The sequence below is a fragment of the Prevotella scopos JCM 17725 genome (genome assembly GCF_018127785.1).
GTDB lineage: Bacteria > Bacteroidota > Bacteroidia > Bacteroidales > Bacteroidaceae > Prevotella > Prevotella scopos.
The window spans coordinates 1218543-1241107 of the sequence record NZ_CP072389.1; the positions used below are offsets into that span (position 1 = coordinate 1218543).

Consider the following 22565-nt stretch of genomic DNA (forward strand, 5'->3'; position numbering starts at 1 on the left):
TAGGTTTAAGACGCATATCTAATGTTAGTAATTTATTTTATCTACTTTTATAGATTTTCGACTTCTTCTCCTTTTTATTACAGTTTGGTCTGCTTTATAATCTTGTCAATTTGATTATTTCTGTTGCAAATATATTTGCTAAAGTTTCACACCCTCAAGAAGTTAGCTTGAAACAACTGTTTTTCAATAATTGTTGGTAACTTTGTAGTGTTATACAGTATTGATTATCTTTAAATTTAAGAGTAACTTTAATATGGATGCGAATCTAGACAATTTAAACGAAACTTCCAAGCTTTTGAGTGTTAAAAAAATTATAAGCAGCGATATTTCTCATTTTTCTCATACTTTGGTCTTAGCCATCTACTCAGACTATGAGACCATGGGGAATTGTTTGCCCACATGGAAGAAGATGTAACGGCACTTACGCTATGGTATCGTGTACTGAAGTGCATAGAGAACTTGCCTACTGCGCTTTGTGGCGTTCTTGGCTTCTCTGTTAGTGAGATAGGGCAGTTAATAGTCACCGACTCAGAAATGCGGAACAACTTTGAGATTATGGTCAAAGCATTGGAAGACAGATAACAAGAAAAGTTCACAACCGTAAACTTTTTTTTAAGCAAGTGTTAACGGCTCACCTTCATGGGCACTCACAAAGCAATTTGGCTAAAACAGCCATAAAATAGAGGGGTGGGAAACTTTAGTTCATAATCACTTGCTTTATACGTTCAGTAGCAAATATATGCAATATAAATTAAACATGCAAGAAAATGAGAAAAAAATCTAAGGCTCTATAACAAATCATGTTGCACCGATATTCTTAATAGAAAAGACGGATAACTGATGATTTATATTGTTTTCCTTTTTCTTTCACCGCATTATTACGATTAAAAAGGAAATTATATGCTATTTGTTATTTGCTTGACAATTCTTTGAAGTACGCTTTCATTGCTAACAAGTATAGTTGCCGTGCCTGCCATTCCGCTGACGAGTTTATACTTGCAATCTGTTACCTTGACCTGTGCCGTGAACACACTGCCAGCTGCTGTTTGTCGGGGTGTATGCGATGTGGCTATTATCTTACCATTGGCTGTTCCGTATGTCTCTGCATCGTAACCATCAAATTCGATGTTTGCTGTCATTCCGCTTGCCATCGTATTCACATACTTATAAGGAATGGCTATTGTGCCTTGATAGGCATTTGTCATCTGCACCTTTGCACTGATGGTTTCGGGATAAGGTATAAAGTATGCACCAATCAGCAGTCCCAATATCACAATGGTGATAATCGTGATACCATAACGGACAATCCTTGACGGTATCTCGCCAATGATATGTCTTACTTTCTCGCTGCGAAGTTCTATCTTGTTGTCTGCCATAATCTTCCTTTCTGCTGTTAGTTGCCTAATTCTAACTGATTCTTTACAAGGTTATAGTATGCACCCCGCTTTGCTGTGAGTGCTTCGTGGTTGCCAATTTCTACCACCTTGCCTTTATCCAATACCACTATCTGGTCAGCATTTTTCACCGTACTTAATCGGTGCGCCACGATAACCACCGTCTTGCCTTTGTAGAACTCATCCAGATGCTCTACAATCATGCGCTCATTGTTGGCGTCGAGCGAGTTGGTGGCTTCGTCAAGGAAGATATAGTCAGGGTTCTTATATACGGCTCTTGCTATTAGGATGCGCTGTTTCTGTCCTTGGCTTAAGCCAACGCCATCGCGTCCTATCTTGGTATTGTATTTTAAAGGTAGCCCCATTACATAGTCGTGAATACAAGCAATCTCGGCTGCCCTTTGCAATCTATCTTTGTCAATCTCGCTATCATCTACGGCAATGTTGCGAGCTATCGACTCAGAGAAGATTACACCATCCTGCATTACCACACCACACTGTCTGCGCCACCATTTTTTATTGAGCGTATTTACATCTGTTCCACCAATATTGATTTGTCCACCCAATACGGGATAATAGCCCAACATCAGTTTAATGAGTGTTGTTTTACCGCTGCCCGATGCGCCCACAATGGCTGTTACCTTACCTTTGGGGATAGTGAGACTAACATCATCTATGATTGTTTTCAGTGCGTGAGGGTCGTATTTGAAGTTTACGTTTTCAAGGTCTATGCCCTTATCCTCTTCTTTCATTGCTGTTTCCAATCCTTGCTTTCCGTTCTCATCGTCCATACGATGGATTTCATTGATACGTTCAAGACTTATCTTTACATCTTGTACGGAGTAGAAGAAACTCATCAACTGTTCAACAGGAGAATTGAGCTGACCAATAATGTACTGCACGGCAAGCATCATACCCAGCGTGAGTTGTCCGTGAATGACGGCTGTTGCTGCCACCACCGTGATGACGATGTTCTTTAGCTCGTTGATGAAGATGCTACCTGCCTCCTGTGTCTGCTGGAGTTTCAGCGATTTCATCTGCACACCGAAGAGGTCTGCCTGTACGTCCTCCCATTCCCAGCGACGACGCTGCTCGCAATCTTGGAGCTTTATTTCCTGCATGGAGGTGATAAACTCGTAAGTCTTGTTATTGTTGATGGCTTGCTGCTCGAAGAGTTCGTAATCAAGTACTTTTCTGCGCCTGAGGAAGAGTGCAAGCCAACCGCCATAAAGCAGACTGCCGAGCATAAAGATGGCAAAGACGAGCCAGTTATAGGAAAGCAGCACGATACTGAACACTACAAAGGTGAAGAGCGAAAACACGATGCTGAGCGTTTGCTGTGTCAGGAACGTATTTACACGGCTATGGTCGCCCATACGCTGCATAAGGTCGCCCATCAGTTTGGTGTCGAAGAACGACATCGGCAGCTTTAAGAGCTTAATGAAGAAGTCGCTTACTAAAGAAATGTTGATACGCAAAGAGATATGTAGTAAGAGCCAACGGCGGATAAAGTCGATGGCAGTACGGCTCACGGTGAGCATCAACTGTCCCAAGAGTATCAGCCAGATAAAGCCGATATTCTGGTTTTTGATACCCACATCCACGATGGATTGAGTGAGGAAAGGCAGAATGAGTTGCAGCAGGCTACCCACGAGTAGCCCCAAGACAATCTGTCCGAAATATTTTCGGTATTGTTTGATATAGCCAAATAGGAACTTAAATGAGCGTTCCTCTGTTGGCTGTTCATCTGTCTGCTTTTCATAAAAAGCTGGTGTGGGTTCCAAGAACATGGCGATGCCTTTCTCTTCACCGCCCGACTGAGTACTAATCCAGTGCTTCTTAAATTCTTCAAGGTTATATTTTACAAGTCCTTTGCCTGGGTCAGCAATGTAGAAAGTCTTGCCTTTCTTAACCTTATACAGAACCACAAAATGGTTTTGATTCCAGTGGAGGATGCAAGGAAGTGATGACGATAATTCTTTAGTATTAGCAAATCCACATAAACATTCAAAGCCTAAACTCTCTGTTCCTTGTTTAAGTGCAGCCAACGAAATACCCTCTCTACCTTCTTGGCAAAGTTCTTGGAGATAGTTTAACTTCAAATATGCTCCATAGTATTTACAAATCATTTGTAAACAGGTAATGCCGCAGAGCATAGAATCTTTTTGTCGATAATCTGAAAACTGCATTAACTATTCATATCAAGGTTTATAATAGAAACTAATCATTAGTTCTCTTCCTCTAATGTCTTGATTACTAAAACTACTTGAAAACGTATTATTAAATCCATAGCCATAGTTTTTTTTATTGAAAACATTATTCAAAGCAAGACTGAAATCGAAGTATTTAACTTTAAATTTCAAACTGAAATCCTGAAAGAAAATATCCTTAAATTTTTTCTGTGCGACTTCGTTATGATAGTATTCTGTCAAAGATTCTAAATTCAAAGTTTTACAAAGAGGTATTACAACCTTTCCTTCATGCTTCCAACTATTTAAATTAGAGGTTCTTCCGAGCATAGGCATCTTCATCTGATTAAAACTATAAGTAAGCTTATAAGTAAAATCAACCTTTTTTATCAACCCAATATCAATACTAGAAGTAAGTCTAAAATTTTTCCTATCATATGGCATTTGCTTTCCATTCTGTATTATATGACTATTCATTACATCATACAAAGTTCTTACATTTAATATTCCTTTTATAAAAGGAATGCTCTGTGAACCTGTGAACAAAATACTCCAGCTATTGTATTTTGTATTGCCAGGAGTTAAGGATTCTACAATATAGTTGCCTATATAGTCTTGTGTTGATATATAAGGCGATTTACCAAATGCTCTAGTTAGTCGTAAGCGTAATGATGTGCCTCCCAAAGCATCATTATAAGTAAAGCCTAAACCCATATTTTTTTCTTTACTTAAGTGGTAATCAGCAAAGCCCTTGTTCATATATTGATAGTCTTGCAATACCACTGTTGGATAAAACTGAGCAGCATTAATTTGTATTGTATTAATGGAGGCATCCGCAAAACATTTCCATCTTGCTGTAACTTTCCATCTAAGATGAAAATTAGGAGAAAATAGAAATTTATAATGTACATTGTCTAAACTATACTTATAATGATTGTAAGATATGTCACTGGACAATGTAAATTCAAAGTCCTTTATTATATATTCGATATCTGGATTAATATAGATTTTTGCAAATGTAAAACTACTTTTACCTATAAGTAATCCTAAGCTATCAGGAACACCTACTAAATTTGATGAAAAGGAATGGATACCTGCATTTACTCCTGCTTTTCCTGATACAACAAATTTGCCTAATTTAAAACTTCCACTTATATCTGTATTAGTTTCATAATAATGCTGATTGATAGACTGTGCTGATGAGTCGACGTACATCTGTTGTGGACGAAGTTCTAATATATTCTTCGATTCAAAAGTAACAAGGCGTTTACCATACTTCTTCATAATACTGAAGTTATCTTTCAGCGTATAAATAGGCAAGTTACCCAACATTGTATGTGGATTAGTTCCTTGCTCATTCAAACATTGCTTGTTCCATGAGAAGTTACCAGAAAATTCGTTTTTAAGATAATGATTGCTGGCATTATTCTCGTATTTAATTTTTGCAAAGAGGTTGTTGCTGTTTTCTACAAACTGTTTGCTGGTTTCCACTGCCTTTACTCCGCTATTCATATAATAATACGATTGTCTCAGTGAAGTAGCTTCTTCACGATTATTGGTATAAGTAACTTGTGCACTTATCTGAGAATTTTCATTTATACGTTGTAATGCATTTAAACTTATAGCATGAGAACGATTAAAAAGCGAACGTCCTCTGAGTAATAAAGGTGATGGAGATGGGAGAGAGAGCAGGGCTGTTAGAGGACTATGTAACTCGTCAAAACTCAAAAGATCATCAGCCTCTCTTCGTATATTGTCGCCAATGTTATTGGTTTTGTAGGTAAGAATTGTTTGGAAATTTGGCTTAAGACGCATAGCAAATGTTTCAAATTTCCACAATCCTCCATGAGTCTTTAGACCAAGACTTCCACTAAAAGTAGTCATCCAATGTGCTTTTGCACCTTTTTTCATTTTAACATTAATGGCATTGTCGTCAGAATAAGTAAAGTCATCTAGTACGCGGATAGGTTGATGATGCTTCATTACTTCAACGGTAGCCACATCATCTTTCGGTAATGATTTAGTTGCCAAACCATATTTACCATCCATCATATTCATACCTTCAATATAAAAATTGCTTATAGTCTTACCTTCATACTGTATTTCTCCATTCTCTTTATTCACCTCAAAACCTGGAACACGTGCAAGAACATCTGATAGAGTTCGATCATTAGGCTTTGCATAAGTATTTAAGAGGTATTTTATAGTATCCCCACTTAATTGAACAGGTTTTGCTTTTACAGTTATCTCTGACAGCATTTTAGTATCTTCTTCTAATGTGATATACTGTTTTGGCATACTTTTCACAATCTTTAATTCTTGGCTTTTATAACTCATTGCTGAAATACGCAAAATAGTACCTTCCTTTGCTGTAATAGTAAAATTTCCTTTATCATCAGTCTGGCAGAAATTTAATGTTTTCTTTGTGAAAACATCTATAGTTTTAATAATGGCTGCAGGTACTGGATGCCCCCCAATATCTGTAACATTTCCTTGTACTATCTCTTGTGCTCTTACAGATTGTACATATAGTAGAACCAAAATCAAGATAATATATTTTTTCATATGCTGCTCTTTATTCTAATTCCATTTCAGGAATAATAATAACATTCTTTGGACAGCCTTTGGGATTAGCAGCCATTTTTAGAAAGGTGCAACGTTCTATATCTTCAAATTTATTTTCCCAGAAATTATAAAATTTAATTGGCGATAATTGCTCTCTTTTTATATTAGTTGCAATTATATCCACAAAATTATCACAATGTACCGCTAAAATCAGTCCAGGTAAGCCTCCCAATTTCCATGGACCGAGTGATAAAGGAATTTCTTCACTAAACCAAACTTTCCATTCTCGTCCACGAAAATGTGTTGTAGCCATCGTACAATTGAATCCAATTATATTCTGTGTACTGTCTTCATAAATAACCCATTTTTGCGTGGGAATATCCTCTACTATTCTATAATAAGAGAACCAAACTTGTGTATAAGTTATTAGTTTCCCTTCTTCAAGATTTCTATAAATATAGTCTCCATGACCTGGGAATTCTATTTTATGTTCAGTTGTCTTATTATTGCTTTTGGCTGCTTTGATTTTTTCATTAATCACAGCTAGAGCAGTTTCTGGATTAGTTGCCAAAGAATCAAATTGTAACTTATGATAACTAAAATATTCACTTAGGTTTTTTCCTACTCTAAGTGCAAAATCATCATAACCATTACAATACTTTGTATGGTAACTGATTTCAATTATGCTTGGTTCTATTATATGGGTATTTTGTCCATAGCAGCTAAGTAGAGACATTATAAATGTAATAAAGAAAGAGTATAATTTCATAATAATTATTTTTAAATTTGCATAGGGGAAACTCCCCTATGCAAATATTAATATTAATTACGATTATACATATTAGCAGTATTTATCGTAAAGATGACACCATTCTTCCCATTCGTCAAAAGAAGCATTCTTTTTAGAAAGTGCTACAGCATGAGCTTGAACAGCCTTACACTCAGAAGCTTGATAGCCTCCCAAAATACTCATCATTTGTGATAGTTCTAACTTTTTCATATTCAAAAGTTTAATGTTAGTAATAATCCTAAACCATGCATACCATATGTCGACTCTAAGGTACCATGATATTTAAAGAGGAATTAGGCTATTTCCTCTATATACTCCATGTGAGCAAAAGGGTAGCTATGCCTTCGACAACATGCAGTTATATTTTTTCATCGAAGTTGAATAATCTCATCTTGCATACATAGTAAATCTTTTATAGTATATTCTTTTGGAAAAATATAATCGTTTACCCAGATATGAGGATAATGACTAATATTTTTACTTTGAAGCATTTCAAGCTGATGCCTATAAGCGGCTATTAAATATGCGTCTTTAATATTATTTCTCATAATATTCCATCCCCTTAATGCTTTCATACACTGTTTCTTGTCTTGGTGATATAGTCTTAACAGATTTAGTTGACGAGCATTGATTTTAGCAAATACATCTTCAGGCATAGCAGGGTGATATACCCCATCTATTACAACTCTCCAAAGGAAGCGTTTAGGGAATTGTGTTAATAAATTTATAACATCGTTCACAACTTTCCGACAATGAGTACAACGTAGACTAATGAAGGTTGTGATAACTATGTCGGCATTTTTATTACCAAACTCCATCATATCGCTAATAGGATTTCCCAAGTGTTTTTTAGAGAAACACTCAGACATGATTCTTTTATTTCGTTTTAATCTTAATAATTCAATCTCCTTTTCATCTAAGATACTATCAGCATATGCAAATTTATAAATTATTATGCTCAAAAGAACTGCTAATGAAAATGCACATATTAAGTTCGAAAATGTAACTAGTCTTATTGTTGCTAATGATGGCTTTAGCAGGAAAATCTTTATCATTACTATTATTGTTATACTCAAGCAATACACACAATACTTGCGTATCATGAACAATTGGTAACATGTTAGTATAAGCATAATAATAACAGCAACAAAGTTAACTGTCCATAAGATAAAATTTGTGTATTGAGTTAGCATTAAATAGCTTATGCAGAAAATGAAAAAAAATAATCCTAAAACGGGCAAATCGAATGGAATCCAGCGCCTAAATGGATTTCGGTCAGAAACATATTTACAATCAAACTTAGTTCCCCTCATACAAAAAGGAATTGTATCATAGTTGTACATCTGCTTCTTAAGTAAAGTACCTGCAAGTGCCAACCCTATAATGTTCAGAAAAAAAAGAGCCTGAATCATTTTATCTTGAAGAATAGAGACACTACTAACTACCAATAAGAATAAAGTCGCAAAAAAATGCTCAGAGTATGATTATTAGATGGGTGATAATCCTGATGTACCCTGTTTATTTTTAGAGTAACACCATTCCAAATAGATAGAAACTCTGATTTAGAAATAGTTTTGTCACTGCCATCATATAGGTATACATCATCTTTGCAGCATCCTTTTAATACATAAAAATGACCATTCTCATCTGTGGTATGAACAATAACATTTTTGAGACTTGACAAATGATCTATGTCAACAATATAGGATTCATTTTCAACACCGAAAAAATTTAGCGTCTTCGAGATCGATACCAAATTAGGATAGCATGGATCAGACAGGAGTTCTTTTATCAAAAGACTTCTATCAATTTTAACGTTCGAAACCTTCAACAGAAAAGAAAGTTCTTTAATCAAATACATTCTATCCATATGACTGAACTTACAAAGATAAATATTAAGATGTTCTCAGGCCTTAGTGTCAGGTAGTAATACTTATGGTGTTGACCATTGTTTGGCTTTTCAACTCGTTCGGGTACAAAGATAGTATTTATTTACTAAGGTTATGTCAAGAAAAAGGAAAAAATAGTGGTTAATTACAAAAAACTTACAGCCTCCGCCTTTCATATTCTTGGAGATATAGGCATCGGATTTTTTGCTCTGTAACGTTTCGTGCAGGTAGATTTAGAAACTTGCATAGTATAATTTCCGTTACATTCATAGACAGACCTTAGATTTTCGAACTCATGAGTTTTATTAGCAAAAAGAGAGTATGAAAGATATTCTAAAACTGAAAACTTTATTGTAGTAATATGTTATATTACGAACTAATCAAAACCTATTACCCATATGAAACGTTATAGAACCATAACTTCGATTCTTCCTTTAACGCTATACGAAAAACATCTACGCATTTAACAGAAAAGTCATAAAAAGTCATTAAACATCTAAAGTTTCCCACCCTCAAGAAGTTGGCTTAAAATAACAGTTTCTCAATAATTATTGGTAACTTTTTAGTGCTTTATTACATTGATTATCAATAAATTAAAGAGTAACTATTATGGATGCGAATCTAGATAATTTAAGCGAAACTTCCAAGCTTTTGAGTGTTAAAAAAATATAAGCAGCGATATTTTCTCACTTTTCTCATACTTTGGTCTTGGTCATCTACTCAGACTATGAGACCATGGGGAATTGTTTGCCTACATGGAAGAAGATGTCACGGCACTTACGCTATGGCATCGTGTACTGAAGTGCATAGAGAGCTTGCCTACTGCGCTTTGTGGCGTTCTTGGCTTCTCTGTTAGTGAGATAGGGCAATTAATAGTCACCGGCTCAGAAATGCGCAACAACTTTGAGATTATGACCAAAGCACTGGAAAACAGAAGTGAATGTTTCATATTATATGGGATGCGTAGTTGTTCTTTAATAGCACATGACTTTGTTTTTTTGTTTATGTATTTGAATTTATATGATTTTTATTTACCTTTGCCTGTGCGTAGAGAAGTCTCAAAAGACATAAGCAGATTGAGCTATAAAACAGCTTTGGATTTACTGATTATAAGTAGTAAATAATAAAAGATATTTGAAATGGTGGGGAGAAGTCTTCATATATCTGACACCTTTATAACTCATTGGTAATAATGTTTTTAAGGTTTATCAACGTATATAGACATCATCAAATATGTGTCTCACTTCAAAAATAGTGCCCACAACCATTGAGAATTAAGTTAATGTCATAAATAAAAATACGAAATCATGAAAAGGTTCATTCTTTTTTTGCTTGCCTTACAAGCATATCATTAGTAGCTGCTCAGGAGGTTCTTAACTGGAAAGACAACGAGATTGTATCTCCTATAGTAAATGCTGATAACACTTTAACTATCAGTCTTTTTGCACCAGATGCAAAGAAGGTTGAGCTTACAGGTAATTTCCTATATGCAGGGAAAGATACTTCTGATAAGTATGCGGATGGTGACTGGAGCCCACAGCTGATGAATAAAGATGAAACTGGACGATGGACACTGACAACTGCACCCTTAAAACCAGAGTTCTACAGTTATAATCTCATTGTTGATGGTGTAAAGATAACTGATCCAAAGAACATATATACGGTGCGCGATATTGGTAATACATATAGTGTTGCGCTTGTTGGCGGCGGTGTAGATGGCTTGTATGCGGTAAAGAATGTACCTCATGGAACGGTAAGAAAGGTATGGTATGATAGTCCAACAGCAGGGATTAAACGTCGTATGACAGTCTATACGCCAGCAGGTTACGAGACAAGCAATCGACGCTATCCTGTTCTTTATTTGCTTCATGGTATGGGAGGTGATGAGAATGCATGGGAAGAATTGGGTCGTGCCACGCAAATTTTAGATAACCTCATTGCCGAGGGAAAAGCAGAACCAATGGTAGTGGTGATGCCAAATGGTAATATTTCGCAGGAAGCAGCACCAGGTGAGGGTTCTAGCGGATTAGTTACTGCTGCATTGCGATACCCTAAAACAATGGATGGAAACTTTGAAAAGGCCTTCCCAGATATCATTCAGTTTGTTGAAAAGGCTTATCGTGTGAAGAAAGATAAGGCAAACAGAGCTGTTGCAGGACTCTCTATGGGCGGTTTCCATTCAATTTACATTGCATTAAATAATCCTGACGCCTTTGATTATATTGGCTTATTTTCTGCGGCATTCAGTCAGATGTCAAAGGATGGTGATCGTCTTTCTCCTATTTATCAGAATATTGACGAGAAGTTTAAGACGCTATGTAAGAAATCTCCTAAGCTTATATGGATAGGTATTGGTAAGGATGATTTCCTCTCACAGGATGATGAAAAGCTTCGTGCAGCATTGGATAAAGAATCTTATAAATACGTTTATCTTAAGACAAAAGGTGGTCATACCTGGCGTAACTGGAGAGAATATCTGACTATCTTTGCACAAAAGATTTTTAAACACTAAAGTTTCCCACTCTCAAATAGAGAGTTAAACATAACAGTTTCTCTGAGAAGAGTTGTACCTTTATGGTATCCAATCATTTAGGTATCACCTTTTTAAAGGGAACTGTTATGGATGCATAAATTAAGCAATTTATCTGAGTTAGCCCACTTGTTGAGTGTTACAAGCACCATCACCTTGAATATTCTATCCTTTTTCACGTTTTGGAATCGGTCACCTTCTCTGTCACATGTCATTGGAAAAGTCTCAGGGCGTATCGGCAGTCCAGTTAATAAATCGAGCACCCAAATATGTACATTAAAAATCTGGGCATTCTGTACATTCTGCCTTAAAAACAAAGTCTGAATGTAAAATAAATTCACAAACGCATTTTTAGGAGATGCTCTTTGAGATACTTAAAGACGCCCAATTGGCTTGTTGAAGACGCCCTTCAAGGGTCTTACTAACGCCCTTTAAGCCCCTTACTAAGCACCTTTTAGAAACAGCTTTGTAATCTATTGAAAACAAGAGGGTTACAAAGGTGGCTTTTTGAGGGATTTTCAGGACCTATGAAGGGATTTTTGAATGAAATATGTAAAGATATTTCAGAAACAAAGAGAGGAAAATTATCAGTTGGGTGAGTGGATAATTCAGAATTAAAAAAAGCCTGTCACCAATCATTGCGACAGACTTCAAACTAATACCCTATGCTTTTAACTTAAACGAGTTTTCGATACTTGCGATTTCAGCAGAGAATCCTTTATCAACCTTCAAGCGATCTTCTATCTTTGAACAGCTGTGGATGACGGTGCTGTGGTCGCGATTACCCACCAACTTTCCGATACGACTTGCAGGCATCTTCGTATATTTCTGCGCCATATACATACTCACCTGGCGTGCCATCACAATGTCTTTCTTACGCGAACGAGAGTTGACTGCCATCATCGTGACATTATAATGTGAGCATACCTTATCCATGATATCATCGATGGTCAGCGGTTCGTCGTCAATCTTCACGGCACGTTTGATAACCCGTTCAGCCAGACGCATATCGATGTTGCTGTTATAGACAACGCTGTAAGCCAAGAGGGAGTTGATAACACCCTGCAGGTCGCGCACGCTACCATTAGCAGTCTCAGCGATAAAGCGTACAACATCCTCAGGGATATTGAGTCCGTCACGCTTAATCTTGCTGTGGAGAATATCCACACAAAGTTGAACGTTAGGCTTCTCAAGCTCAGCTATCAATCCGCAAGAGAAACGCGTCAGCAGGCGATCGTTCATGCCCTTGAGATCGACTGGTGGTCGGTCACTGGCTAAGATGATACGTTTTCCATTACGGAAAAGGTGGTTGAAGATATGGAAGAAGGTGTCCTGTGTCTTTGTAGCAGTGACCCATTCCTGAATATCATCGACAATGAGGATATCAATTGTCTGATAGAAATTGATAAAATCATTGGTAGTATTCTGTCGTACAGAATCAGTATATTGTACTTGGAACAGACGTGCAGAAACATACAACACACGCTTTTGTGGATAAAGCTGTTTTGCTTTTAATCCGATAGCGTTGACCAGGTGGGTCTTACCACAGCCCGATGGTCCATAGATGAACATTGGGTTAAACTGTGTTGTGTTAGGGTGTTCTGCGATAGAAAGACCGATCGAGCGTGGAAGTTTGTTGCTGTCGCCTTCAACATAGTTGCTGAATGACTTATGAGGGTCGAGCTGTGAATCGAGGTCCTGCGGAACTGTATCCAGCACTGTAGGGCTTTGATTGGCACGCGCTGTCGGACGCTGTGAAGAGATATCCTCAACGGTATCCTGCTCAAAGTCCTGCGAGAGGTGATTCTCCTGGTCAACCATGACACGATACGTCAGCTGCACGCCCTGTCCGAAGACACGCGTGAGCACCTTACGTAGCAAATCTACGTAATGTCCCTCCAAATACTCATATACGAATTGACTTGGAACCTGAACTAACAATGTCTTGGATGCCGGTTTATAAGATTGTAATACAATCGGGCGAAACCAAGTGTCAAATTGCTGCTCGGTCACATTCTCCTTAATGAGCTGGAGACAACTATCCCAAAGATTTTTAGGATTGACGTTCATAATCGGTTGTCTATAATTTCTATGCCTTTCTTGAGATAGCGGCAAGCCCTTATCTCTGTTTTTTTTGATAGTGCAAAGTTAGCAATTTATTTGTAAACTTAGCTATCATCAGTTTTATATAATAGATGCGGAAAAGTATGTAAATCGCTATACCTGTGTACGTTGCATCATATCCACCTGGAATCAATACATTTTCCTGGTTGTGTATTTGTAAGTGTTTGAAAAACAACTTGTTCAACCGCCGTCACACCTTTAACAGCAAAAAGAGTGAAACAAAAACGAGGAAAGGGTAAAGAAGCTGATTCTCAAATGGCTTCATTACCCTTTCCCCGTGTGTGAAACATTGCCTAAACTATTTAGACTTTATTTAAATTACTTGTCTTTTCTACCAAAGATAGAGAAGTGAACGTAACGCTTTGGATGAGCCTTAAGATTTGTCAAAAGACTATCAGCTGAACGCACTGTATTGTTAAGATTATTGTACAATGATGCATCATTTAGCAACAGGCCCATTGATCCTTCTCCGCTGTTCAACTTAGCTGTGAAAGCATTCAGGTTGTCGATGGTTGCGTTAACCCTAGCCATCGTTCCTTCAACATCCACTCCATCGACCTTATTATTAAGTGTAGCCATCATCGTGTTTGCGCCACGGATAGCGCCACGTGCCTCTGTGATGCCTCTGTTGGCATTGTTCATCAATCCATTGGCATTGTCCATCACACGCCCCGTCTTCGTCACCAGCGAAGGCAAAGAGCCATTGACCTGTGCCAAGAGGGTGTTTAACTCACGTGTTGAAGTGGTGAGGTCGTTCGTAATCTTGTCGATGTTATGCATAGAACTCTTCAGGGCTGGATCGGCAAGCAGTGCGTTGACGCTACCAAGGATGCTATCCACCTTTGGCAACATCTTCTGGAACGAAGGGACCATACTCTTCAAGTCGCCTAAGGTTCCATCGTTGATGCGTCCGTCAATCCATCCATTCTCCTTCAGGATTTGGCTGTTCTTGGCAAACTTGAGTTCAACCTTCACATTACCCATGATGTCACTGATAATCTCAGCGGTAGTACCCTCTGGGATTCTCAGGGTTCTGTCAACATTGATATCGACGGTGATTAGTTCGCCCAACTTGTCATAGTCGTAGTTAATGTTCCGAACGATACCCACCTTGAAACCACGTGCGTAAACAGGTGTTGAATTTGACAAGCCCGTAATATCGTCGAACTTGATTTTATAATGTGCATCGTTCGAGAAGAGTGATAAGCCCTTTAGGAACTGCATTCCTAAGAACAACACAACAACAGCAAGTATAGCAACAAGTGCAATCTTTACTTGAGGAGTGAAAAATTTCTTCATATCCGTTTTATTTACTTATTCTTTTTATTCTTAAGAAACTCTGCTATCGCCTGATTAACATCCATACGCATGCCCCCTTTGTATGCGATGATGAATGACTGTGGGAAGTCTTTCAACAGCTTATTGCGTAGGCTGGCTATCTCATTATAATTCGTACTGGAACCTACGGTGTACTTATAGAAGTTGCCTTCTTGTGTACAATCAATATCGTTTCGACCACGGAACAACTCACTGCCCGACCGCAACTGGCGGTTAGAGGCAATAATCTGCACCTTAAACACGGGTTGGTTCTTCTGTGTCTCAGACTCTGCGTCATTACATGGGAGCAACTCGCGGATGGCATCTGAGATACGTTTCTTCGCCTCTTGTATCTTCGTCATAGGGCGAGGCTTTGGTGTTGGTGCTGAAGAACGTGGTTGCTCAACAGGAACAGTAGTACGTGTGCTTTGTCCACGATCCGAAGGACGCGGCTTCTCAACAGGGATTACAGCGTTTGGCCTACCTGCTGGTACAGTTGGGATAACGCGATCAACGACGATACGCTTATTCTCAGCAGGGCGATAAGGAACAACGATGCGTGAGTCATACTTATTCTTGTATTGTACAAAAGCATTGTAAATACCCTTCGCCATCGCATCGATACCTGTAGGAGAGTTCAGAAATTCCTCCTCATCAGCTGCTGTGATAAAGCCCAACTCTATCAAACAACTCGGCATATAACTCTCACGAAGTACGAGGAAACCCGCTTGATGAACGCCCTTGTCAACACGTCCGGCACTAGAACAAACAGAGTTTTGTATCATTCGCGCCAGCTCAACACTTCTCTCCATGTTCGCATTCTGCATGAATTCAAACATGATATAGCTCTCAGAAGAGTTTGGATCGAAGCCCTGATAAGTCTGCTGATAGCCTTTCTCCATTGAGATAACGCCATTCTCACGCATCGCAACGTCGAGATTATCTTTCGCACGGTGCATACCTAAGGTATAAACCTGGAAGCCTTTCACGTAACGCCCCGAACCCACGGAGTTCGTATGCACAGAGATAAAGAGGTCAGCCTTGGCTTTATTGGCAATATCGGCACGCTGATGCAAAGGGATAAACACATCGGTCTTACGGGTATAAATCACATTAACATCCGGCATATTCTGCTCAACATAGCGACCGAAAGCCAAAGCTATATTCAAGTTGATGTCCTTCTCCTTTGATATAGCACCTATAGCACCTGCGTCATGACCACCATGACCAGGATCAATAACCAGTGTGAATCGTCCGTTTGAAGCTAAGGAAACGCTAACAAACATGACCAAGAAAACAAAGAGAAGCGATATTTTCTTAAACATACTTAACCATTTAAACGACAAAGATACGGTTTTTCGTTGAAAACCAAGTCGCTAATCCTTGGTTTTATCATTTATTAAGTGTAATTCCACGCCTGCTCCGTCACAATCAGCACCCATTGGCGGATTAAGTTTCACGAGTTCTAAGTCGATACTACTTATCATTGGAAAAGCCGCTGACAATGCTTCGACAATGGAACCAGCGACTGACTCTAACAGCTGGGCGGGACGTCTCATCACCTCACGAATGACCTCAAAAGCCTCAGCATAGTTCAGCGTGTCCGCCACATCATCGCTCTTCATTGCCTTTGCAAGAGGATAGCCTATCCGTAGGTTGATGACATACTCGTTACCGACAACCCGCTCCTGCTCGCCTACTCCGATGCGAGCATGGAAGTGAAGCCCTTGCAGAAGAATATAACTTGTCATTATTTTTATCATTCGTTAGGGAATGTGAGGGCATGACGAGCCGCCTGCCCTCTGACTTATTACGTTTTTACTACTCACTATTTAGCCGCAACGTGAGGCTCCACAGTTGGTACAAATCAGGCAACCTTCTTGATAAACAAGGGTCTCTTGACCGCAGACAGGGCACTTCAGACCTGACGCACTCGTACCATCCGTAACATATTTCTTCAAAGCGCGCTCAACACCATTCTTCCAGGTGTTGATGCTTTCACTCTTCAATTGCAGCGAACCAACGAGCTTGATGACGTGGTCGATTGGCATACGATAACGCAGCACACCTGAAATCAGCTTCGCATAGTTCCAATACTCTGGGTTGAACTTCTCTGACAAGCCTTCAACGGTCGTCTTGTAGCCACGCTTATTCTCAAACTGGAAGTCGTAACGATGGCTACCATCCTCAGCTGTCTGCTTGATAATCTTACCCTTCGTGACGCTCTTTGGAAGGGCAATACCTTCCTCATCATCCTGCAAACCGGTAAAGATTTCGTAAGGATAACCCTCTAACAAACCAACGAAAGCCACCCATTTCTCTTTATTGTTTTGGAAACGAACAACGTCGCATTCCAATTCCTTTGGACGAACTTCAATCACCTGTGGTCGACTGCTGAGGTGTTCGTGGTGTTCCTCGGCTGAGTTGAGATCTTTCGCCTTCTCTTCATCAGCTGGTTTCTCTTCTTTCTTCTTATCTTTCTTAGAGACAGAAATCATCACACCCGAACGGCTACCATCACGATAGATTGTACATCCCTTACAGCCGCTGCGCCATGCCTCAACATAGAGCTTATTGACTAATTCCTCATCAACCTGGTTAGGCAAGTTCACTGTCACGGAGATAGAATGGTCAACCCACTTCTGAATCTCACCTTGCATACGCACCTTCATCAGCCAATCAACATCGTTGGCTGTCGCTTTATAATAAGGTGAACGCTTCACAAGTGCGTCAATCTCTTCTTGGCTGTACTTCTTCTGCGTGTCGATTCCGTTTACCTCCATCCATGTCAAGAACTTACGGTGGTAAACGATGTACTCTTCAAAAGAGTCGCCCACCTCATCGACAAAGTCAACATGCACATCGGCATCGTTAGGATTAACCTTACGACGACGTTTATAGACTGGCATGAAGACTGGCTCGATACCCGAGGTCGTCTGTGTCATCAGCGAGGTGGTACCCGTTGGTGCGATGGTCAGACAGGCAATATTACGACGACCATACTTCTTCATATCCTCGTAAAGCTGTCCATCAGCCTCCTTCAGACGAAGGATGAACGGATTTTTCTCCTCACGCTTCGCATCATATATCTCAAAGGCTCCACGCTCCTCAGCCATTGTCACCGATGAGCGGTAAGCACTCAGTGCCAAGGCACGATGAATCTCAACAGAGAAGTCGGTTGCCTCTTGAGTACCATAGCGTAAACCCATAGCGGCAATCATATCGCCTTCAGCGGTGATACCCACACCCGTACGACGACCCTGACAGCTCTTCTTCTTTATCTTCTCCCAGAGATGATACTCTGCAAGCTTAACCTCATCATCCTGAGGGTCGGTCTTAATCTTCGACATGATGAGGTCGATTTTCTCCATCTCAAGGTCGATGATATCGTCCATCAAACGCTGTGCAAGTTGTGCATGACGTTTGAAAAGATCCATATCAAAACGTGCATGGTCAGTGAATGGGTCGATAACATAGGAATAGAGATTCAACGAAAGAAGTCGGCAACTGTCGTAAGGACAGAGCGGAATCTCACCACACGGGTTGGTTGAAACGGTCTTGAAACCGAGGTCGGCATAACAGTCAGGAATGCTCTCGCGGATAATCGTATCCCAGAATAACACGCCTGGCTCAGCACTCTTCCATGCATTGTGTACAATCTTTCCCCATAGTTCCTTCGCTGACACTTCCTTTGTAACACTTGGCTGGTCGCTCTCCGTAGGGAACTGCTGCACGTATTTCTCATCCTTAACGACAGCCTGCATGAACTCATCGGTTATCTTCACCGATACATTGGCACCTGTCACCTTTCCTTCCTCCATCTTGGCATCAATAAAAGCCTCAGAGTCAGGATGCTTAATACTTACGGAAAGCATCAAGGCACCACGACGACCGTCCTGCGCTACCTCACGTGTACTGTTGGAGTAACGCTCCATGAAAGGGACAAGTCCTGTTGAAGTCAGAGCAGAATTGTTCACGGGTGAGCCCTTTGGACGGATGTGGGTCAGGTCATGTCCCACACCACCACGACGCTTCATCAGCTGCACCTGCTCCTCGTCAATGCGCATAATAGCACCATAGGAATCGGCATCACCATCCAGTCCAATAACAAAACAATTGGACAAGGAGGCTACCTGATAGTTGTTGCCAATACCAGTCATTGGACTTCCAGCAGGAATAATATATCGGAAATGGTCCAAGAGGTCGAACACCTCCTGAGCTGTCAATGGGTTTTTATACTTTTTTTCAATGCGAGCAATCTCATTGGCAATGCGCCAATGCATCTGTTCAGGCGATTTCTCATAGATATTTCCGAAGCTATCCTTCATCGCATACTTATTGACCCATACACGGGCAGCAAGTTCATCGCCACCGAAATAAGCCAATGCAGCTTGGAAAGCTTCATCGTATGAGTAAGTTTGATTGGTGTCCATTCTTGTCGTTTTAGAAATTTTTTCGTCTGCGAAGTTACGAATTGTTTTCCAAAATAGAAAACATTTACTTAACTTTGTAGCACCAAAATTATCCAAAATGGAAACTATCAATACAAGAAAGACGATAAGGAAATATACCAATAAGGATGTTTCTGAGCCACTGTTAAGGGCTTTACTGGAGAAAGCAGAACGTACCCCAACAATGGGGAACCTACAACTTTACTCTGTTGTCATCACACGCGATGCGGAGAAGAAGGCACAACTTGCCCCTGCGCACTTCAATCAGCCGATGGTGGAGGGAGCACCTGTAGTACTGACATTCTGTGCCGACTTCCGCCGTACAACACTGTGGGCGGAGAACCGCAAGGCTACACCGGGTTACGACAACTTCCTCTCGTTCCTGAATGCTGCCACGGATGCGCTGCTCTATTGTCAGACTTTCTGCAACCTCGCAGAAGAAGAGGGCTTGGGCACTTGCTTCTTAGGTACGACAATCTACAACCCTAAGGCAATCATTGACGTATTACAACTCCCTCGCCTAGTGATGCCTGTCGCCACCATCACACTCGGCTGGCCAGACGAAAACCCTCCTCTCGTTGACCGTCTGCCTATCGACAGCATCATCCACAACGAGACGTATAATGACTACACGCCCGACCGCATCAACGCCTTCTATACGCCAAAGGAGCAGCTGCCTGAAAATAAGCATTTCGTTGAAATCAATAACAAAGAAACCCTCGCACAAGTCTTCACCGACCTGCGTTATACGAAGGCTGCGAATGAGACCATCTCGAAGGAGTTGCTAGAGGTGTTGAAGGGGCAGTGGTAACCCACCCCATCCCTCCCCATCGGGGAGAGTAAGGGTGTTAATCATGCGCACATGTGGTGCATACCATCCGCACCACATGTGCATACCATCCGCACCATTAGTGCTAGGCACCCGCACCAAACACGTGGGATATCAACACACACTCCACACGATGCGTTATAGAACCAAAGTAATTATTAGCTTACTTACAAACAAGCAACAGTGAGACCTGCCATCACGATGCTGACCATACTCATCAGTTTGATAAGGATGTTAAGCGATGGGCCAGACGTGTCTTTGAATGGGTCGCCAACGGTGTCACCAACAATCGTTGCCTTGTGAGCGTCAGAGCCTTTACCACCATGGTTGCCCTCTTCAACAAACTTCTTGGCGTTGTCCCACGCACCACCAGCATTCGACATGAAGACAGCAAGGGTGAAGCCTGCTGCTAAACCACCTACCAACAAACCTAATACACCTGCTACACCAAGTAAAAGACCTACGATGACAGGGATGATGATAGCCAACAAAGATGGGATAATCATCTCGTGCTGAGCACTCTGTGTACTGATTTCTACACAGCGACCATAGTCTGGTGTGCCTGTTCCTTCTAATATGCCTTTAATCTCACGGAACTGACGGCGCACCTCTGCCACCATCTTACCAGCTGCTCTACCCACAGCACCCATTGTGAGACCGCAGAAGAGGAAGGCTGCCATAGCACCGATGAACGCACCAACGAGAACCTTAGGATTCATCAGGTTGACCTGGAAGAAGTTCATGAAGTCTGGTATCGTAGCCTTGGTAGCATCGATGGTCTCGCCTGCAACATTCGTCATCTGTGTACCGACACGCGCCATGGCAATCTTGATTTCTTCAATATATGAAGCCAAGAGCGCTAACGCTGTCAACGCTGCAGAACCGATGGCAAAGCCCTTACCGGTAGCCGCTGTGGTGTTACCCAAGGCATCAAGGGCATCTGTACGCTGACGCACTTCCGCTCCTAGTTCGCTCATCTCAGCGTTACCACCCGCATTGTCGGCAATTGGTCCGTAGGCATCTGTTGCCAAGGTGATACCCAAGGTTGAGAGCATACCCACGGCAGCGATACCAATACCATAGAGTCCGTGCTGGATAGAAAGCGCAGACATAGACATGTCGAAGCCGTTAGCACAGAGATAACTCAGCATGATAGCGATGGAAATAGCGAGGACAGGAATACAAGTAGAAATCATACCCGTACCTATACCTTTTATAATAACAGTAGCTGAACCCGTTTGACTTGCCTCTGAGATAGCCTTTGTTGGCGTGTAACTCTGGGAAGTATAGTACTCTGTAGCTTGACCGATGACAACACCAGCTGCCAAACCAGCAATCACAGAGAAGCTGACGCCGAGCCAGTTCTCAAGGCCTAAGAGATAGAGAATCAGGAAGCTCGCTGCAGCAATGAGTACGGCAGCCGTGTTCGTACCAAGTCCTAAAGCGCGGAGGAGGTCCTTCATCGTTGCTCCTTCCTTCGTTCTTACTAAGAAGATACCGAACAAACTCAAGAAGACACCCACAGCAGCGATGAGCATTGGAGCAATGACAGCACGCAACTGCATGTCGCCTGCTGACGCTGCAAAGGCGGTAGCACCCAAGGCAGCAGTTGAGAGAATCGAACCGCAATAGCTCTCGTAGAGGTCGGCACCCATACCAGCCACGTCGCCCACGTTATCGCCTACGTTATCGGCAATCGTTGCAGGGTTGCGTGGGTCGTCCTCAGGGATATTGGCTTCCACCTTACCAACGAGGTCGGCACCAACGTCAGCCGCCTTCGTATAGATACCACCACCGACACGTGCAAACAAAGCCTGTGTAGATGCACCCATACCGAAGGTCAGCATCGTTGTCGTAATGGTGATGAGCATCTCGCTTGGCGTCATCTTATCAGCGTAGAACCAAGTGAGGACAATGAACCAAATAGCAATGTCTAACAAGCCCAGTCCTACAACGACTAAACCCATGACAGCACCCGAACGGAAGGCAATCTTGAGTCCATCATTGAGTCCATTACGGGCTGCATTGGCTGTTCTAGCACTAGCATAGGTTGCGGTTTTCATACCGAAGAAACCTGCAAGGCCAGAGAAGAAACCACCTGTCAAGAAGGCGAAAGGCACCCATTCGTTCTGGGCATTGAAGCCGTAAGCCATGATGGCGAAGATGATAGCGAGGACTACAAAGACAATCAATACGATTTTGTACTGCTGTTTCAGATACGCCATTGCGCCTCGTCTTACGTACTCAGCAATCTCAATCATACGTGGTGTGCCTTCCTCGGCTTTAATCATGGACCTAAAGAAGTACCATGCCATTCCCAATGCGCACACTGATGCAATAGGGATGAGCCAAAAAACTTGTGGAATGTGTTCCATAATTCAAAATATTTAGGTTATGTAATATATAGATTATAATTCGGCGCAAATATATAAAAAAATATTGATAAGCAAAATGATTTAAGGAAAAATAAAGGAACTGGTAATTAGG

17 protein-coding genes and 1 pseudogene are annotated in these 22565 nt (G+C 41.0%); 4 read left to right on the plus strand and 14 right to left on the minus strand.

All coding sequences use genetic code 11. The features are described 5' to 3' along the window. Positions 1-399 precede the first annotated feature (399 nt). Positions 400-582 (plus strand): hypothetical protein, encoded by a 183-nt coding sequence (locus J4856_RS04700; protein WP_044080974.1) that lies wholly within the window; start codon positions 400-402, stop codon positions 580-582. A gap of 314 nt (positions 583-896) precedes the next feature. Here the strand turns inward: J4856_RS04700 and J4856_RS04705 are convergent, their stop codons facing one another. The 8 genes and pseudogenes from J4856_RS04705 to J4856_RS13450 all read right to left on the minus strand — a co-directional run bounded on the left by J4856_RS04705 (position 897) and on the right by J4856_RS13450 (position 8808). Further along, complete coding sequence (locus J4856_RS04705; RefSeq protein ID WP_065367941.1) at positions 897-1376, minus strand: HlyD family efflux transporter periplasmic adaptor subunit; 480 nt, start codon at positions 1374-1376, stop codon at positions 897-899. A 17-nt stretch (positions 1377-1393) separates the two neighbouring features. Then, a complete protein-coding gene (locus J4856_RS04710; RefSeq protein ID WP_211817812.1) occupies positions 1394-3583 on the minus strand; it encodes a peptidase domain-containing ABC transporter in 2190 nt (729 codons plus the stop codon). 12 nt (positions 3584-3595) lie between these two features. Then, positions 3596-6148, minus strand: a complete 2553-nt coding sequence (locus J4856_RS04715; protein ID WP_025838774.1) for a carboxypeptidase-like regulatory domain-containing protein — start codon at positions 6146-6148, stop codon at positions 3596-3598. Between the two features lie 10 nt (positions 6149-6158). Beyond that, positions 6159-6917: a GLPGLI family protein gene (locus J4856_RS04720; protein WP_025838771.1), complete on the minus strand. Its 759-nt coding sequence runs from the start codon at positions 6915-6917 to the stop codon at positions 6159-6161. 72 nt (positions 6918-6989) lie between these two features. Further along, a complete protein-coding gene (locus J4856_RS04725; protein WP_156766850.1) occupies positions 6990-7148 on the minus strand; it encodes a hypothetical protein in 159 nt (52 codons plus the stop codon). Between the two features lie 158 nt (positions 7149-7306). Continuing rightward, positions 7307-7993: a thioredoxin domain-containing protein gene (locus J4856_RS04730; protein ID WP_234967329.1), complete on the minus strand. Its 687-nt coding sequence runs from the start codon at positions 7991-7993 to the stop codon at positions 7307-7309. 45 nt (positions 7994-8038) lie between these two features. After that, a pseudogene (locus J4856_RS13445) lies at positions 8039-8350 on the minus strand (vitamin K epoxide reductase family protein); the annotation flags it as partial. 29 nt (positions 8351-8379) lie between these two features. Continuing rightward, positions 8380-8808 carry a cysteine peptidase family C39 domain-containing protein gene (locus J4856_RS13450; RefSeq protein WP_025838768.1) on the minus strand — a complete coding sequence of 143 codons (429 nt, stop codon included), beginning with the start codon at positions 8806-8808 and terminating at the stop codon, positions 8380-8382. A gap of 774 nt (positions 8809-9582) precedes the next feature. Here J4856_RS13450 and J4856_RS04740 point away from each other — a divergent pair. Next, a complete protein-coding gene (locus J4856_RS04740) occupies positions 9583-9951 on the plus strand; it encodes a hypothetical protein (protein WP_143150365.1) in 369 nt (122 codons plus the stop codon). Positions 9952-10370: 419 nt separating this feature from the next. Next, a complete protein-coding gene (locus J4856_RS04745; RefSeq protein ID WP_346267152.1) occupies positions 10371-11339 on the plus strand; it encodes an alpha/beta hydrolase in 969 nt (322 codons plus the stop codon). 681 nt (positions 11340-12020) lie between these two features. Here the strand turns inward: J4856_RS04745 and dnaA are convergent. From dnaA to J4856_RS04770, 5 genes are all read right to left on the minus strand, one after another. Further along, complete coding sequence (dnaA, locus tag J4856_RS04750; protein ID WP_025838762.1) at positions 12021-13427, minus strand: chromosomal replication initiator protein DnaA; 1407 nt, start codon at positions 13425-13427, stop codon at positions 12021-12023. 372 nt (positions 13428-13799) lie between these two features. After that, on the minus strand, positions 13800-14780 hold the full coding sequence (locus J4856_RS04755) for an MlaD family protein (protein ID WP_025838761.1): 981 nt from the start codon (positions 14778-14780) through the stop codon (positions 13800-13802). 11 nt (positions 14781-14791) lie between these two features. Further along, positions 14792-16123 (minus strand): N-acetylmuramoyl-L-alanine amidase family protein, encoded by a 1332-nt coding sequence (locus tag J4856_RS04760; RefSeq protein WP_025838760.1) that lies wholly within the window; start codon positions 16121-16123, stop codon positions 14792-14794. Positions 16124-16174: 51 nt separating this feature from the next. Continuing rightward, positions 16175-16549 carry a dihydroneopterin aldolase gene (gene folB / locus J4856_RS04765; RefSeq protein WP_143150364.1) on the minus strand — a complete coding sequence of 125 codons (375 nt, stop codon included), beginning with the start codon at positions 16547-16549 and terminating at the stop codon, positions 16175-16177. Positions 16550-16630: 81 nt separating this feature from the next. Then, complete coding sequence (locus J4856_RS04770; protein ID WP_025838756.1) at positions 16631-19231, minus strand: adenosylcobalamin-dependent ribonucleoside-diphosphate reductase; 2601 nt, start codon at positions 19229-19231, stop codon at positions 16631-16633. A gap of 97 nt (positions 19232-19328) precedes the next feature. Between J4856_RS04770 and J4856_RS04775 the strand changes: the two genes are divergently transcribed. After that, a complete protein-coding gene (locus J4856_RS04775) occupies positions 19329-20060 on the plus strand; it encodes a nitroreductase family protein (protein ID WP_025838754.1) in 732 nt (243 codons plus the stop codon). 185 nt (positions 20061-20245) lie between these two features. Here the strand turns inward: J4856_RS04775 and J4856_RS04780 are convergent, their stop codons facing one another. After that, on the minus strand, positions 20246-22453 hold the full coding sequence (locus tag J4856_RS04780) for a sodium-translocating pyrophosphatase (protein ID WP_025838752.1): 2208 nt from the start codon (positions 22451-22453) through the stop codon (positions 20246-20248). Between the last annotated feature and the right edge of the window lie 112 nt (positions 22454-22565).

What these genes read in the sequence shown, in the direction of transcription:
- J4856_RS04700 (WP_044080974.1), top strand. Translation starts at nt 400, where the DNA reads ATGGAAGAAGATGTAACGGCACTTACGCTATGGTATCGTGTACTGAAG.
- J4856_RS04705 (WP_065367941.1), bottom strand. Translation starts at nt 1,376, where the DNA reads ATGGCAGACAACAAGATAGAACTTCGCAGCGAGAAAGTAAGACATATC.
- J4856_RS04710 (WP_211817812.1), bottom strand. Translation starts at nt 3,583, where the DNA reads ATGCAGTTTTCAGATTATCGACAAAAAGATTCTATGCTCTGCGGCATT.
- J4856_RS04715 (WP_025838774.1), bottom strand. Translation starts at nt 6,148, where the DNA reads ATGAAAAAATATATTATCTTGATTTTGGTTCTACTATATGTACAATCT.
- J4856_RS04720 (WP_025838771.1), bottom strand. Translation starts at nt 6,917, where the DNA reads ATGAAATTATACTCTTTCTTTATTACATTTATAATGTCTCTACTTAGC.
- J4856_RS04725 (WP_156766850.1), bottom strand. Translation starts at nt 7,148, where the DNA reads ATGAAAAAGTTAGAACTATCACAAATGATGAGTATTTTGGGAGGCTAT.
- J4856_RS04730 (WP_234967329.1), bottom strand. Translation starts at nt 7,993, where the DNA reads ATGATAAAGATTTTCCTGCTAAAGCCATCATTAGCAACAATAAGACTA.
- J4856_RS13450 (WP_025838768.1), bottom strand. Translation starts at nt 8,808, where the DNA reads ATGGATAGAATGTATTTGATTAAAGAACTTTCTTTTCTGTTGAAGGTT.
- J4856_RS04740 (WP_143150365.1), top strand. Translation starts at nt 9,583, where the DNA reads ATGGAAGAAGATGTCACGGCACTTACGCTATGGCATCGTGTACTGAAG.
- J4856_RS04745 (WP_346267152.1), top strand. Translation starts at nt 10,371, where the DNA reads ATGAATAAAGATGAAACTGGACGATGGACACTGACAACTGCACCCTTA.
- dnaA (WP_025838762.1), bottom strand. Translation starts at nt 13,427, where the DNA reads ATGAACGTCAATCCTAAAAATCTTTGGGATAGTTGTCTCCAGCTCATT.
- J4856_RS04755 (WP_025838761.1), bottom strand. Translation starts at nt 14,780, where the DNA reads ATGAAGAAATTTTTCACTCCTCAAGTAAAGATTGCACTTGTTGCTATA.
- J4856_RS04760 (WP_025838760.1), bottom strand. Translation starts at nt 16,123, where the DNA reads ATGTTTAAGAAAATATCGCTTCTCTTTGTTTTCTTGGTCATGTTTGTT.
- folB (WP_143150364.1), bottom strand. Translation starts at nt 16,549, where the DNA reads ATGACAAGTTATATTCTTCTGCAAGGGCTTCACTTCCATGCTCGCATC.
- J4856_RS04770 (WP_025838756.1), bottom strand. Translation starts at nt 19,231, where the DNA reads ATGGACACCAATCAAACTTACTCATACGATGAAGCTTTCCAAGCTGCA.
- J4856_RS04775 (WP_025838754.1), top strand. Translation starts at nt 19,329, where the DNA reads ATGGAAACTATCAATACAAGAAAGACGATAAGGAAATATACCAATAAG.
- J4856_RS04780 (WP_025838752.1), bottom strand. Translation starts at nt 22,453, where the DNA reads ATGGAACACATTCCACAAGTTTTTTGGCTCATCCCTATTGCATCAGTG.